The sequence below is a fragment of the Glycomyces halotolerans genome (assembly GCF_054779575.1).
Genome location: NZ_BAAGXZ010000027.1, coordinates 33,570 through 49,121 on the forward strand (window position 1 = coordinate 33,570; position 15,552 = coordinate 49,121).

Genomic DNA, 15,552 nt, shown 5'->3' on the forward strand with positions numbered 1-15,552 from the left:
AGCTTGTATCGAGGATGGCCCTAGACGCCGCGTACCGGGTCCTGAGTTAGCCGTTCAAGGATCTGTGTCGGAAGCACGTTCTGGTCCCAAAGGATGCGGGCCGCCTCAGGACGCAGCGTTTCGACTGGCACACCGGGCCCGACCCCACGGAGCTTCTTCCACGCGCGCACGGCATCGTCTGCGATACCGAAGACGAGCTCGGGAGATACCAGATGGACATGGGCTTCCGCAATTGGAACGGCGTCGGGATCTACGACTTTCCGTGGTGACACGATGACGGATGCGCTGCCTTCTGGTGGCACGTCCACTTCACGGTCTCCGGCAACGGAGGCAAGATGAGTATTGGCTTGCCGGATGTAGTCCATGCTAAGCATGCCTCCGGTCTCCTGCTCACTCTTGGCCTCGACTGTGATCCACAGCGAATCCCAGATCCAAACTGCGTCGGCTCGTCCTTTGCGTTGGGGTTTGAATGACTCGGCCCCGATGAACTCACCGAGAGCGACGAGTGCTTGCTCGAATATTGTGGCGTCCTTCTGGTTCAAGTCCGCTAGCATTCTTGCTGACTCATGGGCGAACTTGACCTGCGACTTGAATCTGCCATTCAAGAGCTCAACTATGCGATCGACCCCTTCCTCGTCGACCGGTTCAGCGTCCACCGTCGTGGCCGGGAGCGGTTGAACCTCCTTGAGCCAGGTCGTTCCACTTGCTGCCTTGTGAGCTATGCGGAGAAGCTCGGCGCTTCGTGCTGCCGCCGCGTTGCTTTCGGAGGCGGCCTGCGAATACCATGCACTAGCAAGGTAAGCCCACAATGCACGGTATGAGCGCAGTCCGGGCGCCGTGAGATGCTCGAGCACCTCGACAGCCGCCAGTGCGGCGTCCTCCCAACGTTCTTGCCATGCTAGGTTCCAGGCTTGGACCTCGCGAGCAGCGCTCTCGGCAAGTTCAGTTACATTGGGCAATGGCGCGCGAATTGCTTTCCGCCGCAAGTTTGCCAGCTCAGGTTCGGCGTCCTCGCGCCAGACTTCGTCCTGACTCAGCGCGCTCTCAGCGAGTCCGACCAGGTCGTCGGCGGCAGTTTCGCTCTGGTCAAGCCCGAAGGTGATCTCCGCTTGCAGCTCCACCGGTAGCGATCCCCGGATTTCGGATCGGGAGAGAAACCGCAACATGTCCTCTCCTGTCACTATGACTACAGCCCAGTCCTTTGGTCCTCGCGTACACCTTCCAGCACCCTGCAATACGCGGGTACGGATTCGTTCCTGAAGCACCTCCGAAGCACGCAGCTTGGTATCAAGGAAACGATCCTGCAAGTGCGTGGCAGTCGGAAGACCGTCCATAAGCATCATCCGACAAGATTCAGCCGCGAGATCCATGCCGTCGTACCGGTTCGCTGCCAGGAGCGTCCCCGTTTCGGCGTCGATGAACGGCTGGATCCCAAGGTTGGCATCCTTGGCGGTGAAGCGCTCATCGGCCGGAACTCCGAGTACTTGGGCTATGCCGTTTGCGCGGTCGTCGTCGGGCGTTAGCACGAGCCGCTTTGCGGCGAGACCGAGCAGTTCGGTGATCAATTCGGTGTCTGAACCGGCGGTTTCATCGCTTGCCATTGTCGGATGGGTGGCAGGAGACGCGAGTTCCGGGAATACAAAGAAGCGGCGACCGCTGCCAGCCCGATCCCATGCGGTTGGTACGGGAACCCGTTCGATCCCTGTCCGTCCGAATGCTCGTTCTAGTTCGCCAGCGTCGCCGAGAGTCGCAGAAAGATAGAGGCGCTGCGCTGGCTTGGTGAATGGATCATGCTCGAATGTCGGAGGGATCATCGGTCGTATATAGATTTCGCGCCAGGAGACAAAGAACAGGCAAGAAACAAGGTTTGATCGCAACATCCGGAACCGGTACGAAGCATCCCCCTTGACGCTAGCAAGTACCTGCTCGATGTCATCCGCATGTCTGGCGATGGCGCTGATTGGGAGGAGACGGACGGTGCTCCGGTCGGCTACCGGTCCGTCAGGGGCGAGCATCCGAGTTGCGAATGAGGACTCGACCGTATCTCCAAGCGCGTCGAAGAGGCGTTCGTAGGCGTCATCCTCACGACGTACGCTCATGGCCCATGCTTCAGCTACGAAGCCTTCTGCAGCATGGGCGTCGTCGAATACTAGTGTCTGGGCATCGTTGAGATGGGAGTTGAGATTGAAGATTGCGCTGTAGGTGCTGATCACGATGGCCTTGCCCAGGGTATAGCGAGTGAGTTCTGCTGGGTTCCAGTTCCGGTGCGATCCAATGAGCAGTACGGCGGGGATGCCTTCGTTGATCGCCTTATCGAGCACTTGCCGCGCGAGCTGCGTCGTCGGGCACACATAGGCAACTCGTTGGCCGAGGGTGCGGCGCCTCCATTCAGCGATGAGCAGGCCCACGAGGGTCTTTCCGGAGCCGGTTGGGAGCTCAAGCGCAACATCTGGCGTCTCGCGATGCTTCTCGGCATAGGTGCGAAGCTGGTCGGCTTGGTGCGACCACAACGCAGCGACGCCGTTGGGAGTCCGAGGCAGCTCGCCGAACAGGGTCTCTGGGTCAGTAGCGCCGACCTCGGGTGCTGCGTGCTTTTTGAAGCGGGGCCGTGCCCGCTCGCTGTCATCGAGTGTAGCCATCATCACATTCTCTCGTATGCGGAGAGTAGTGGACACGCGGATGACCATTGAAGGCAACACTGAGATGAGACTCGACGCTACGACCAGCGACATGACCGTGCGCTCAGTGCAGTTCATGACCTGCGTGGCACATCTAGCCTCGGACGGCGTATTTACGAGCGCCGGCATCGCGAAGGATAGTCTTGACGCTGGAGAGGCCGATGGCGTACCGCGTGGCGAGGTCCTTCTGGAGGGCCCCTGCGAGGTACTCTGCAATGAGTCGTTGGCGGTCCTCAGGGGCCAGCCTTTTACGGAGCGGACGCTGTTCTCTCCGAACACAAGATTTGGGTGCAGCACTGCTCATCTGGCCTTTCATGTCGGGTTTTACATGATTTGCCAGGTCAGTTCGCAACGCTTTGACCAGCGTAAACGTGTTCGGATAAGCGTTCAGTACCTCCACAACACGCAAGGGCCGGTTCCCCTCCACGGGAGACCGGCCCTTTTTCGACCCGTACGGCAGCCAAACCGGCAACCCCAGTCGCATTGCCTTGACGGGTCGGGAACGCGGGCGACGGGCGGGCCGCTCCTACATTCCATCGGTCGCGTCGGCGAGCGCCTTGCGGCCGGTCACGATCAGCAGCAGGTCCTTGGCGGGCAGGTGCAACTCCTCGCCGTCCCCGACCACCGCGTCCGCATCGGTCGCCACCAGACGCCGCCGTTCGAGATCGACGCCGAAGTAGGCGAAGTTGCGCGACCCGGCCCCGCCCAGGACCAGACCGATCCGCTCGGCCGGAGGCGCGGGCAGCCCCAGCGGCTCGGTGATGTCGAGCCCGTGAACGACCTCGTGCGAGAGCGCTCCTGCCGGCCCGCCCCCCGGCGGACGCCACGGATGGGCGACGTTGGACCGGTAGAGCGCGGCCAGCTCCCCATCGGTCATCGCCGCCGTCGCCCGCCGGGCGTCGCGGTCGGCGAATGCGTCGAACCGGAACCGCGCTCGCACCATCCCGCCGAAGAACCTCGGCCCGGAGAGGCGAAACGGCATCGTCATATGCGCCAGCACCTCGCGGACGCGCCAGCCCTCGCACAGCGAGTATGCCGACCACTGCGCGGGCGCCAAGTCGTCGAAGATCGCCGAGAGCCGCTCGCGCTCGGCGCGGGTCTGCTCCGCAAACCGGGGATCGTCACGTTCCATGCCTGTGTCCTTCCTGGTTCGGTCACGCTTCACCACTTGTACGACCGGACCGGCGCGGACTCATCGCTCCAGGCGATCCGGAAGCCCGAATTCCGCGAACCGCTCGCCCGAGCCGAGGAAGGTGACGGTCTCGGACACCCGCCCGCCCCGCAGCTCGACCAGGACGACCGCGAACGGAACCAGGTGGCCCTCGCGGCCCGGCCGGTACTGCCCGAAACCGGCCGAGCCGTTGACCGCGGTCGGGACCAGCCGGGCCCCAGCGCACGCCTCGCCGTCACCCATCAGCGCCGCGATCCGCGCACCGCCGCGGACCCACCAGGCGAACGGCGGCATCGAGGTCGCCGCATCCTCACGCAGCAGCGCGGTAAGGGCCGCCACGTCGTGCGACTCGAAGGCCGCGACGTATCGCCGCAGCAACTCCCGCTGACCGGCATCAGCCGGATCGAAGACGTCGGCCGGCTCGGGACGATCGGACTCGAGCGCGACACGGGCGCGCTGCAGCGAGCTGTTGACCGACGCGACCGTGGTATCGAGGATCTCGGCGGTCTCCCGCGCCGAGAACGAGAGGATCTCACGCAGCACCAGGGCCGCGCGCTGACGGGGCGTAAGCCTCTGCAGCATGGCGACGAACGCCAGACGGACCGTCTCCCGCTCCTGGACGACCTCGCCGGGGTCCGCCGCGCCGAACAGGCGCCGGTCGGGCATCGGGTCGATGAACCGCTCGGGCGGCAGCGGCGCGCCGAGATCGCCGCCCTCGGCGGCCGGACCGAAGTCGAACGCGAGGGCCCGGCGCCGGGCGCCGCGGAGCATGTCGATGCAGACGTTCGTGGCGATCCGGTGGACCCAGGTGGTCAGCCGGGCGCGGGCAGGGTCGTAGCGGTCGGCATTGCGGACCGCGCGGACGAGCGTCTCCTGCACCGCGTCGTCGGTGTCCGCGGCCGATCCCAGCAGGCGGTAGCAGTAGCGCGTCAGCGGCGCGCGGAGCGATTCGAGCTCCTCGACCGCGACGGCCCTGCCGTTCGTCGGGTCCATACGTCCTCCAGAGCCATGGTCCACGCCGGCGGCGACTTCAGCGTCGACCCGGCTGCGGTTCGGCCCGAACCGAGTCGACGATCGTGCCAGAGTAGGCCCGATCATCGCCATAGATGCGGCGCTTCGGACCGAATCCGCCCTAGGCGGCCACGCCCTTCCACGCCCACCACAGGCCCGCGTACGCCCCGCCGGCCGCCAGCAGCTCGGCATGCGAGCCCTCCTCGGCGACACGGCCGTCCCGCACCACCGCGATCCGGTCCGCCGCCTCGGCCGCCTGCAACTGGTGCGCGATCGCGATGACCGTCCTCCCCCGCAGCGCCGCCGCCAGCGAAGCCTCCACATTGCCCGCGCTCCCCGGATCGATGCCCGCGGTCGCCTCGTCGAGGATCACCACCTCCGGATCGGCCAGAATGACCCGCGCCAGCGCCAACTGCTGCGCCTCGGCCAAATCCAGCTCGAGATGCTCCTCGCCGAGCATCGTGTCCAGCCCTTCCGGCAGATCCGCCGCCCACCGGGCGTCGACCATCGCCAGCGCCGCGACCAGGTCCTCATCGGCGGCGTCGGGCGCCGCCAGCCGCAAGTTCTCCCGCAACGTCGCCGAGAACACATAGTGCTCCTGCGTCACCAGAATCACCCTGCGCCGCAACGCCTCGAGACCGATATCGGCCACCGGTACCCCGCCGAGCGTCACCGAACCCGACCGCGGACGGTCGATCCCCGCGATCAGTCGCGCGATCGTCGACTTCCCCGCCCCCGACGGCCCCACGACGACCAGACGCTCACCCGGACGCGGATGCAGGCTCAGGCCGTGCAGCACGTCCGGGCCGTCCCCGTAACCGAACCGCACCTCGTCCAGCCGCACCTCGGCGCCCTTCGGCGAGGCGTCCCGCTCATCACCCGGCATGAGATGCACGCCCTCTACACGGGCCAGTGCCGCCCCGCCCATCTGGAACTCGCTGAGCGACATCATCGACCGGAACACCGGCCCGTCCAGACGCAACGCCAACATGGCCACCGCCACGACCTCACCGACCGACACGCCGCCGTCCAGATGCCACAGACCGCCGACGATCGTGACCACCACCGCCGGAGTCAGGAACGACAGGTCGGTGGCCGGGAAGAACCACGTCTGCAACCGCACGATGCCCTTCAACCGGCCCAAATGCGTCGCGGCCCGCTCCCGGCCCGCCGCCCGGCGCTCGCCCTGAAGCCGATACGCCGCCACCGTCTGCGCCCCGGCCGCCGACGCGGTGAGGGTCTCGGCGATCTCGCTCATCGCAGCCCGCTCGGTCAAGAACACCGGGCTCGCCAGCCGCATGTAGCGGCGGCCGGCGATCACCAGCGCCGGCGAACCGATCAGAAACAGCAACCCCAGCTTCGGGTTCACCACGAACGCCGCGACCGTGATCACCACGACCTCGATCGCGGCCACCGCGACCTCCGGGCCGGTCTTGCGCAGCAGCTCCGCAACCGCCCCCACGTCGCCGGACGTTCGGGTCGCCAGATCACCGGTGCCGGCCCGCTCCACGACACCGAGCGGCAACCCCAGCACCCGATCGATGAACGACTCCCGCAGCCGCGCCGCGGCCCGCTCCCCGAGCCGGTAACCCAGGCGACGCCCGGCACGCATGAGCACCAACTGCGCGACCACGCAGCCGACGATCGCACCGCAGACCAGATCCACCCGGGAAGCCGTCCAGCCCGTCCCGATGCCGTCGATGACCTCACCGAGCATCACCGGCAGCGCCGCGCCCGCGCCCGCCGCGGCGATGTACAGCGCCAGCACCGCGGCGAAAGCGGCCTTGTCGTCCAAGACCAGCCGCCCCACCGCTCGCATCATGTCGGCACGGTCGGCGATCGGCAGCCTCGAACCGGCCGGGCTCTGCACGCTCATCGGGACTCCTGTCGAGACGTAAGACTGCGGTATTCGCTCACACACGCGAGTTCGGCATGGGTCCCCGAGGCGCGGACCTTCCCGTCCACCATCCAGACGACCCGGTCGGCGCGGGCCAGCCACAGCGGCGATGCGGTCACCACCGCCGTCGTGCGCCCGCCGCGGGCCGCGGCCACCCGCTCGGCGATGAGCGACTCGGTGTGAGCGTCCACCGCCGACGTCGGCTCCACCGCCAGGAGATACTCGGCCCCGGCCGCCAGCGCCCGCGCCAGACGGAGCCGCTGGCGCTGGCCCCCGGACAGATTCCGCCCGCCGTTGGTGATCTCGGCGTCCAGATCCGACCCGAGGCTGCTGTAGACGTCTTGGGCGCACGCGACCTCGATGGCGCGCAGCGCCGCCGCGGCATCGACCCTGAGCGTCTCGGCGAGACTCTGCGCGAACAGGTAGTCGTCCCGCAGCAGGAGGATGCGCTCACGCACCTCTTCGAGATCGACTTCGGCGAGCGGAACCGAACCCCACTGGGCCTGCGAGTCGCAGAAGCGGGCGAGCCGCTCGAACGCGGCCGCTGCGGGCTTCCCCTCGGCGCTCACCACCACGGTCAGCATCCCCGGCTCCACCACCAGCCCCGTCTCCGGGTCCCGGAGCGCCCCGCCGGCCCCGCGCCGCTCCCCGGAGACCTCGATGTCGTTCGAGGTCTTGAAGAACGCGGTGAGCCGCCGGGCGGAGACCCGCGCGGTGATGAACGACTGGGCCAACCCGATCAGCGAACCGGCGTGCTGAGCCAGGAGCGCGGTCATGCCGAAGGCCGCCGACAGCTCGCCGATCGAAATTGCCCCATCCAGTGCCTGCCGCGCCCCCACCCACGTGACGGCCGCGATCAGCGCCAGCGGCAGGCTGGCGCGCAGGGCCTGCACCCACGAGTCGGCGGTGGCGACGCGGTAGCCCGCATCTCGCAGCCCCGTCGAAGCCGTCCGATATCGATCCGAGAACTGGGCCTCCCCGCCGACACCGCGAAGCACCCGAAGGCCGCCGACCACATCGGCTGCCTGGCTGGTCAAGGTCGCGACGCTCGCCCGGTACGCGATCTGGTGATGCTGGAGGCGGCTGAGCGTCGGCCCCACCAGGAACCCGATGACGAACACTCCGAGCGCGGCCACGGCCCCGAGCGTGGGATCGATGTTCCACAGCACCCCGGTACCGACCCCGAGCATGACCAGGCCCATCCACCCGAACCCCAGCTGGAAGATGAACGACCCGGTCTTATGCGCATCCTCAGTGGAGAGGTTGACCATCTCACCGGGCGAGATCGCCCCGCGCACGCCCGTTCCGGCGGTGTTGAGGTGGTCGGTGAGCTCCTCGACGGTGTTCACCCTGGAGTGCGACTCGGCCATGAACAGGAACCGGTACCCCGCCACGAAGATCCACGAGCTGGCGATCGCGGTGACTATCAGGGCGATCGACCACGGCAGGAGCCGTTCGGTCGTTCCGGCCACGAGCACGTCGTCGACGACTTTGGAGATCACCCACGGCAGCAGGATCCAGGCGGTGCCCGAGATGCTCAATGACAGGAACCCGAGCGCGACCCAGGCGGTCTGGGCGCGGGCGACTCGCCACAGGTACCGCCATGGAGTGGTGGGGATCGCTGACGGGGGAGGCGGGGAGGGCCGCAGCGGGTTGGGCTTCACAACTCTTAAACGTATGCGCGGCCCTCATCGGGCGGCAATGCGTTTTTCCGACGAGGCCTCCTGTGATCTGGGCCCAGGTGATCGTCCCGGCGTGGGGCGGGCCAGCGTCGTCTCTTCGTGCGGCATCAGGAGTTGCGGGATTTGGTCGGGTGTGGGAGGGTCGGTCGGCTTGTCGCGATCAAGCCGACCGACCCTCTCTTTCCCGCGGGCCTCTGCAGGCGCCGCGCGCGGGGGCGGCCCGCGCGCGGACTTCGTGGCGGTGTCCGCGGACCCCACTTGCACCGCCGGCCTGCAGAGGCGAATCAAGCCTCAATCGGTTTTTTCAACGATCATCGCCGTTGCCGAACGGACAGTGCAACAAAACTTTCCACGCCTGTGGACAACTTCCGACCGAATTTGGGTTCTGGATGTTTCTGCGCAGGTCAAGGTCGGTGTCTTGGGGGCGGAGCGCTTGTGGATAACGTGCCTTGGCGTTCGGTTACTGCTGTGCTCGCACCAGCGCCTCGGCCGCGGCGTGGAGTCCGGCCGTGAATCTCGGGTTGGCGCTCATCGCCGGTTCGGCCCTGGCGATCGCACGCCAGGCGTCGTCCTTATAGGTCTCCTCGCCGGTCGCCCGCCAGGCTTCCAACAGCGCCGCCGCCGCCAGTGCCCAGCCGGAGGCGGTGGGGCCGTCGTGCACGTCCGCCGGGCGGGTTACCAGGGCCTCGGCGTCGGCCGCGGTGTCGTAGAAGCCGCCTTCGCCGTCGCTGAAGTGGTCGCGGATCTGCTGCAGCAGCGTCGTGGCGCGGTCGGTCCATTCGCCGCCCAGCCGCAGGAAGCCCAGCGCCACCGCCGCGTAGTCCTCGAGGATGCCCGGCGCCTCCGAGGCCGAGCCGCCAAGCGACGCTCGTGCGAGGCGGCCGTCCTCGTTCAGGTGGACCCGGGCGAGCGCTTCGGCGGCGCGTTCGGCCGCCAGGAGCGAATCGCGGTGCCCGGTGCGGGCGCTGTACTCCGCCAGCGCCGCGATCGCCAGGCCGTTCCAGGCGGCCACGATCTTGTCGTCGCGGGCCGGTTGGGGTCGTTGCCTGCGGGCGGCCAGGAGCCGGTGTCGTACGGCCGCGAGTCTGGCGTCGTCGTCGGGGTCGCGGGGGAGCAGCAGGACGTTGGCGCCGTGTTCGAAGTTGGGTCGGGCCGGGTCGATGCCGAACGCTTCGGCGGCCCAGGCCGCGTCGTCGCCGAGGGTGTCGGTGAGTTCGTCGTAGGTCCAGACGTAGGTGAGGCCTTCTTCGCCGTCGGTGTCGGCGTCGAATGCCGCGGCGAAGCCGCCTTCGGGGGTGGAGAAGTGTTCGAGGATGAAGGCGGCCGTTTCGTCGGCGACGCGGGCGAACAGGGTCTGTTCGCCTGAGAGTCGCGAGTAGAGCCACAGCAGCTCGGCGTTGTCGTAGAGCATCTTTTCGAAGTGGGGCACGGTCCAGGCCTCGTCGACGCTGTAGCGGGCGAAGCCGCCTTCGAGTTGGTCGTAGATGCCGCCTCGTGCCATGTGTTCGGCGGTGCGGGTGACGTGGTCGAGCGCGGCCTGGTCGCCGGTGCGGACGTAGTGGTCGCACAGGAAGCGGAGGGTGGGGACGCTGGGGAATTTGGGTGCGGTGCCGAAGCCGCCGTTGACGGGGTCGGCGGCTTGGAGCAGTGCGGTGGCGGCGGCGTCGAGGGCCTCGGTGCGGATCGGCGGGGCCGGTGGGCAGGGGCCGTCGAGGGGGCAGGCGACGGTGATGTCGGCGAACGCCGGGCCGCTTCGCGCGCCGGCCTGTACGACGGCGGCGCCTTGGTGGCGCAGTTCGTCGCGTTGGTCGGTCCAGGCGGTGTGGACGGCGTCGAGGAGTCGCAGGAAGTGGGGTTTGGGGAAGTAGGTGCCGGCGAAGAAGGGGGTGCCGTCGGGGAAGGCGAAGACGGTCATGGGCCAGCCGCCTTGGCCGGTGATGGCCATGGTGGCCTGCATGTAGACGGCGTCGAGGTCGGGGCGTTCCTCGCGGTCGACTTTGACGGGGGTGAACCGGTCGTTCATGGCGGCGGCGACGGTGTGGTCTTCGAAGGATTCGTGGGCCATGACGTGGCACCAGTGGCAGGTCGAGTAGCCGATGCTGATGAGCAGGGGGACGTCGCGGTGTTCGGCGTCGGCCAGTGCCGCGGGGCCCCATTGCCGCCAGGCCACCGGGTTGTCGGCGTGCTGTCGCAGGTACGGCGAGAGGGCGTCGGCGAGCTCGTTCATCCTTCCAGCCTGTCACATGGCGCCGGCCGGGGAGCGGGGTCGGCGAGGCGGGTGTCGGGGTCGGGTACCGCTGGCGGTACCGGGGGGCGGGGGTCTGCCGGACGGTGAAGTGGGGTGCTCGCGTCAATGCGGCATCGCGCGGCGGCGGCGAGGCTTGCTGCATGGTTTTGTTTGCGCCCCTGCGTGACAGGGATAGTGTGCTGCGGCGGTTGTCGGTGGTCGGGTTCGGCGGGGTCGGGCTGGGTCTGGTCGCGATGGTGGTCTTGCATGCCACGTCGGGTCTGGATCCGGCGTTCGATGTCATCAGCGTGACGTTGTATTCGCCGTTGGGGTGGCTGCTGCCGGTGTCGCTGGGGTTGTTCGCGGTGGGAGGTGGCGCGTTCGGTCTGGTGGCGCGGGCGTCGCGGGCGCCGGGCTGGGTGGCGGTGCTGTTGTTCGCGTGGAGCGGGTGTCTGCTGCTGGTGGCGCTGTTTCCGACCGATCCGCCGTCGGCGTCGGATTTCTCGGTGGTGCATTTCGTGCACCGGTATGCGGCGTTCGCGGCGTTCTGTGTGATGGCGGGTCTGGGGATCGGGTTCGGTCGGTGGCTGGGCGGGGTGTCGTGGTGCGGGACGGTGGCGGCGGTGTGCGGTTGGTCGGCGCTGGCGGCGTTGTCGGTGACCGCGGTGCCTTATGTGCTGGAGTTCGCGGGGGCCCAGGCGCCGGGGTGGACGGCCGCGGTGGGGCTGAACCAGCGGTTGACGGTCGGTTCGGAGCTGGTGGCGTTGGCGGTGTTGGGCTTGTGGCTGCGCCGGGACGTATCGGTGCCGTCGGAGCGGCCGGTCCGGTCCGAGCCGGCGCCGGTGCTTTGACGGCGGCGCCGGCGCCGCCGCAGGTGGAGTGCCAGGGCGCCGATCCAGGAGACGGCGATGACGGCCGCGGCGGCCCAGCGGACCTCGTCGGCGTATTGGCCGGGGTAGATGACGCCTTCGATGTAGGTGTCGATGAATCCGGTCGGTTCGAGCCCGGACTGGCCGGCGCGGCGCCGCCAGCGGTCTTCGAGTGGCGTGAGGGGGCAGACGATGCTGTAGACGGTGATGATGAGGCCGTAGAGGGCGACGGCGGCGTGCGGGAACCAGGCTTTGGGGTAACGCCAGGCGAGGAAGCCGCCGAGGACGACGTAGGCGACGAACAGGAAGTGGACGACCATGGCGGCGTCGGCGAGGATGCGGTAGATCACCTGGCACCTCCGTGGGTGCGGATTCGGGCTCCCTTCAATTGTCGCAGCCGCGGGAGCTCAGTACCAGCCGACACGCTCCGAATGCTCCCACGCCGAGCAGGGTGTGCCGTATCGGCCTTCGATATAGCCCAGTCCCCATCTGATCTGGGTGACCGGGTTGGTCTCCCAGTCGTCGCCTTCGGTGGACATCTTGGAGCCGGGGAGGGCCTGGGGGATGCCGTAGGCGCCGATGGAGTTGGCGGCGTATTCGTTCCAGCCGGATTCTCGGGTCCAGAGCGCTTCGAGGCAGCCGAACTGTTCGAGGTCGAAGCCCCATTCGAGGTTGATGGCGCAGCCGGTGGCGCGGTTGCCGGAGAACTCGTCGCAGCTGGAGGGGATGTCGACGGAGGTGGGGTTGGTGTTCATCGCGGCCAGCTCGGCGGCCTCTTCGGCGGCCTGCCGGGCGGCTTCCTCGGCGTCGTTGAGGCCGTCGGCCTTGTCGACGGCGTAGGCGGCGACGGCTTCGGCTTTGGTGGTGACGTCGGCGCCAGCGGTCGCGGCGATGTAGTTGACGTGCATGGTGCGCGCCTCTTCGTAGGCGGCTTCGGCTTCGGCCTGCTGTTCGGCGGCGGCCTGGCTGGGGTGCTGCGCGTCGAGTTCGGCGGGGTCGTCGGTGGCGGCATTGACGGCGATGACCGCTCCGAGTGCGAGGACGAGTACGGCAGCGAGTTTCGAGCCGTACCGGGTCAGCAGTGGGATCATCTCTCAGGCTCCTGTGTCGCGGGCGCGCGTTCGAGGCGCACCCGCGACACAGCATGCCAGAGTCGGCCGGTCAGCCCTCGAGCAGGTTGGTGACCATCTCCGCGATCTCGGAACGTTCACTGCGGGTGAGGGTGACGTGCGCGAACAGTGGGTGTCCTTTGAGGGCTTCGATGACGGAGGCGATGCCGTCGTGGCGCCCGACCCGCAGGTTGTCGCGTTGAGCGACATCGTGGGTGAGCACGACCTTCGAGCCCTGTCCGATGCGGGAGAGCACCGTCAGCAGGACGCCGCGTTCGAGCGACTGTGCCTCGTCGACGATGACGAACGCGTCGTGGAGGCTGCGTCCGCGGATGTGGGTGAGCGGCAGGACTTCGAGCATGCCCCGTTCGAGGACCTCGTCGACGACGTTGTCGTTGGTGACCGCTCCGAGGGTGTCGAACACGGCCTGCGCCCACGGGCTCATCTTCTCGCCCTCGGTGCCGGGCAGGTAGCCGAGCTGCTGGCCGCCGACGGCGTACAGCGGCCGGAACACGATGACTCGTTTGTGGACTTCGCGTTCGAGGACCTGCTCGAGTCCCGCGCACAGGGCCAGCGCCGATTTGCCGGTGCCGGCCTTGCCGCCGAGGGAGACGATGCCGACCTCGGGGTCGAGGAGCAGGTCGAGTGCGACGCGTTGTTCGGCGGAGCGGCCGTGGATGCCGAAGGCGTCGCGGCCGCGAACGAGTTTGATGCGTTTGTCGGCGGTGACGCGTCCGAGTGCGGAGGCGCCGGCGCCGGTGAGGACGAGGCCGGTGTGGCAGGGCAGGTCCACTTCAGGCGGGAGGTCGAGTCCGTCGCCGTTGTAGAGGCCGTCGAGTTCTTCGTCGGCGACGGCCAGTTCGCTCATGCCCGACCAGGTGGGGTCGACGGCTTGGCCGTGTCGGTATTCCTCGGTGGGGACGCCGATGGTGGCGGCTTTGACGCGCAGCGGTACGTCCTTGGTGACCAGTACGGTGCCGGCGTGGCCGGATTCGGCGTGTTCGTCGGCGAGGTTGTTGGCGACGGCGAGGATGCGGGAGTCGTTGGAGTCGACGGCGAAGCCGGCCGGGAGGCCGGAGGTGTCGACGTGGTTGAGTTCGACTCGGAAGGTGCCGCCGGCGTCGCCGATGGGGATGGGCTGGTCGAGGCGTCCGTGTTTGATGCGGAGTTCGTCGAGGCGTCTGAGGCATTCGCGGGCGAACCAGCCGAGTTCGGGATGGTGCCGCTTGGCTTCGAGTTCGCCGACGACGACGAGCGGTATGACCACGTGGTGTTCGTCGAACCGTGAGAACGCTCCTGGGTCCGATAGTAGGACCGAGGTATCGAGGACGTAGGTGCGCTGTTCCAGCACGGTCGCCTCCCGGATGTCGATGTGTGGGGGCCTGGCCCCGTTGGTACTCACACTGTAGTTGGGATGTGTGTCACTTCGCTACCGTTAAATGCGTTGAAACGGTGACTGCATGTCACCGGAGCGTCGGGAATCCGACAAAGCAGACACGCCGAGTAATCGTTCTACCACGGAATGTGGGCATGCGCTCGGTGAGAATGAACATCGTGTCCACCGTGAGCGTCGCCGAACTCAAGACGGCCATCGCCGCCGCCCTCCAGCAGGTCCGCGACGGCCAGGCCGCCATCACCGCCGCCAGAGACCACGTCGAGACCGCCGGCCGCACCCTCGGCGCGGTCACCGCCGGTTCCGGCCACGAGGCGGTCACCACCGCCCATGCCGCCCTCGCGCAGGCCTCCTCACAGCTCGATCAGTCCCTCGCCGCGACCTTCGCCGCCGCCGAGCGGGCCGAAGCCTACGCGGCGACCCTCTGAGAACGGAGACCGCCGTGGACGTCGCCGCCCTCGCCGGACGCCTCCGCGCCCTCGCCGCCGACCTGCCCGCGTCCGCCGTCGACACCGCCGATGCCCACCTCGAGCGCGCCGCGGCCGGCCTCGAGGAGGCCGGGCGCGAATCGAACGCCGAGATCGGGCGCGACCTGTTCGGCCACGCCCGGATCCGGCTCGCCCGGGCCCGCGCCGGCCTCGCCGCAGCCGCAGGCGCCGTCGACGACTACCTCGACGCCATCGGCGCCGGCCGGGCCCACGGCGGCCCGGGCCCGGCCCGGCCGGTGACGGCCGCGCCCGCGCCGGTCCACCCCGACCAGTGGTGGACCGACCGGATCAACGCGCTGTGCCGCCGCACCGGCGCCGCCCGGCCCGACCGCCCCGCCCCCACCAGGCTGTTCAACGACCTGCTGCGCGACGCCGCCGGAGCCGACCCGGCCGCCTACCATCGGCGCCTGCGCGACGCCGGCCCCGAGACCGGCGTCAAACTCGCCGCCCTGGCCTGGCCGCTGGTCCGCAGCCTCGCCTCCGAGCACCTGGGCCGCACCCCCGCCGCCCGCGACGTGCCGGTCCTGCGCGGACGCACCGCCGACGCCGTCCGCGCCCTCGTCCCCGGCGCCGAGAACGACCACCTCGACACCGCCCTGGCCGCCGCGTGCACCCTCACCGGTACCGGCGCCGACCGCGCCGACGCGGCCGCGACCGCCGCGATCGGGCCGGCCCTGGTCGCCGCCCTCCACCGGCTGCCCCGCCGCGCCCGGCAGGCCCGCACATGAGCGCTGAGACCGAGTGGAAAGGACGACCATGAGCAGCTGGCAGCGGCGCCTCGTAGCCGCCCTCGCCGACGACCTCGACGCCGCCCGCGGCGAAGCGCGCCTGCTCGCCGAACGCGCCGCCGCCGAAGCCGAGACCGTCCGCGCCCGCGCCCGCGAGCGGATCGAACGCGCCGGGCGGCGTCGCGGCAGACTCACCGCCATTCACCGGCGCATGACCGCGACCCTCCAGGCCCGCCGCGAGGCCGCCCTCGAAGGCACTTCCTGCGCCGTGGCCGAGGCCGTCGAGGCGGCCGCGCCCG

11 protein-coding genes and 2 pseudogenes are annotated in these 15,552 nt (G+C 68.8%); 4 read left to right on the forward strand and 9 right to left on the reverse strand.

What is annotated here, in order from left to right; all coding sequences use genetic code 11:
* Positions 1-20: 20 nt before the first annotated feature.
* From ACYVL2_RS17985 to ACYVL2_RS18010, 6 genes are all read right to left on the reverse strand, one after another.
* Positions 21-2,639, reverse strand: coding sequence for a DEAD/DEAH box helicase (locus ACYVL2_RS17985; RefSeq protein WP_460545878.1), 2,619 nt, complete (start codon positions 2,637-2,639; stop codon positions 21-23).
* 565 nt (positions 2,640-3,204) lie between these two features.
* Entirely contained in the window at positions 3,205-3,810 is a 606-nt protein-coding gene (locus ACYVL2_RS17990; protein WP_460545880.1) for a maleylpyruvate isomerase family mycothiol-dependent enzyme, read from the reverse strand.
* A gap of 60 nt (positions 3,811-3,870) precedes the next feature.
* Positions 3,871-4,842 carry an RNA polymerase subunit sigma-70 gene (locus ACYVL2_RS17995; protein ID WP_460545882.1) on the reverse strand — a complete coding sequence of 324 codons (972 nt, stop codon included), beginning with the start codon at positions 4,840-4,842 and terminating at the stop codon, positions 3,871-3,873.
* A 139-nt stretch (positions 4,843-4,981) separates the two neighbouring features.
* Positions 4,982-6,736, reverse strand: a complete 1,755-nt coding sequence (locus ACYVL2_RS18000) for an ABC transporter ATP-binding protein (protein ID WP_460545884.1) — start codon at positions 6,734-6,736, stop codon at positions 4,982-4,984.
* Positions 6,733-8,421, reverse strand: a complete 1,689-nt coding sequence (locus ACYVL2_RS18005; protein ID WP_460545886.1) for an ABC transporter ATP-binding protein — start codon at positions 8,419-8,421, stop codon at positions 6,733-6,735. Before ACYVL2_RS18005 ends, ACYVL2_RS18000 begins: the two co-directional genes overlap by 4 nt.
* A 478-nt stretch (positions 8,422-8,899) precedes the next feature.
* Complete coding sequence (locus tag ACYVL2_RS18010) at positions 8,900-10,666, reverse strand: thioredoxin domain-containing protein (protein WP_460545888.1); 1,767 nt, start codon at positions 10,664-10,666, stop codon at positions 8,900-8,902.
* A 254-nt stretch (positions 10,667-10,920) separates the two neighbouring features.
* Here ACYVL2_RS18010 and ACYVL2_RS18015 point away from each other — a divergent pair, with 254 nt between their 5' ends.
* A complete protein-coding gene (locus ACYVL2_RS18015; protein WP_460545898.1) occupies positions 10,921-11,517 on the forward strand; it encodes a DUF998 domain-containing protein in 597 nt (198 codons plus the stop codon).
* Positions 11,518-11,564: 47 nt separating this feature from the next.
* Here the strand turns inward: ACYVL2_RS18015 and ACYVL2_RS18020 are convergent.
* From ACYVL2_RS18020 to ACYVL2_RS18030, 3 genes and pseudogenes are all read right to left on the reverse strand, one after another.
* A pseudogene (locus tag ACYVL2_RS18020) lies at positions 11,565-11,885 on the reverse strand (DUF2784 domain-containing protein); the annotation flags it as partial.
* A 57-nt stretch (positions 11,886-11,942) separates the two neighbouring features.
* Complete coding sequence (locus ACYVL2_RS18025; protein WP_460545890.1) at positions 11,943-12,626, reverse strand: lysozyme family protein; 684 nt, start codon at positions 12,624-12,626, stop codon at positions 11,943-11,945.
* 70 nt (positions 12,627-12,696) lie between these two features.
* Positions 12,697-14,016, reverse strand: a complete 1,320-nt coding sequence (locus ACYVL2_RS18030) for a PhoH family protein (RefSeq protein WP_460545900.1) — start codon at positions 14,014-14,016, stop codon at positions 12,697-12,699.
* Positions 14,017-14,198: 182 nt separating this feature from the next.
* On the opposite strand from ACYVL2_RS18030, the gene ACYVL2_RS18035 reads away from it, so the two are divergent.
* From ACYVL2_RS18035 to ACYVL2_RS18045, 3 genes and pseudogenes are all read left to right on the forward strand, one after another.
* Positions 14,199-14,465, forward strand: coding sequence for a hypothetical protein (locus tag ACYVL2_RS18035; RefSeq protein WP_460545892.1), 267 nt, complete (start codon positions 14,199-14,201; stop codon positions 14,463-14,465).
* Positions 14,466-14,479: 14 nt separating this feature from the next.
* On the forward strand, positions 14,480-15,253 hold the full coding sequence (locus ACYVL2_RS18040) for a hypothetical protein (protein WP_460545894.1): 774 nt from the start codon (positions 14,480-14,482) through the stop codon (positions 15,251-15,253).
* A gap of 28 nt (positions 15,254-15,281) precedes the next feature.
* A pseudogene (locus ACYVL2_RS18045) lies at positions 15,282-15,552 on the forward strand (hypothetical protein); the annotation flags it as partial.

Bases quoted from the DNA above. Each gene is read 5' to 3' on its own strand.
- ACYVL2_RS17985 (WP_460545878.1), bottom strand. From the start codon at position 2,639: ATGGCTACACTCGATGACAGCGAGCGGGCACGGCCCCGCTTCAAAAAG.
- ACYVL2_RS18000 (WP_460545884.1), bottom strand. From the start codon at position 6,736: ATGAGCGTGCAGAGCCCGGCCGGTTCGAGGCTGCCGATCGCCGACCGT.
- ACYVL2_RS18010 (WP_460545888.1), bottom strand. From the start codon at position 10,666: ATGAACGAGCTCGCCGACGCCCTCTCGCCGTACCTGCGACAGCACGCC.
- ACYVL2_RS18025 (WP_460545890.1), bottom strand. From the start codon at position 12,626: ATGATCCCACTGCTGACCCGGTACGGCTCGAAACTCGCTGCCGTACTC.
- ACYVL2_RS17995 (WP_460545882.1), bottom strand. From the start codon at position 4,842: ATGGACCCGACGAACGGCAGGGCCGTCGCGGTCGAGGAGCTCGAATCG.
- ACYVL2_RS17990 (WP_460545880.1), bottom strand. From the start codon at position 3,810: ATGGAACGTGACGATCCCCGGTTTGCGGAGCAGACCCGCGCCGAGCGC.
- ACYVL2_RS18015 (WP_460545898.1), top strand. From the start codon at position 10,921: ATGGTGGTCTTGCATGCCACGTCGGGTCTGGATCCGGCGTTCGATGTC.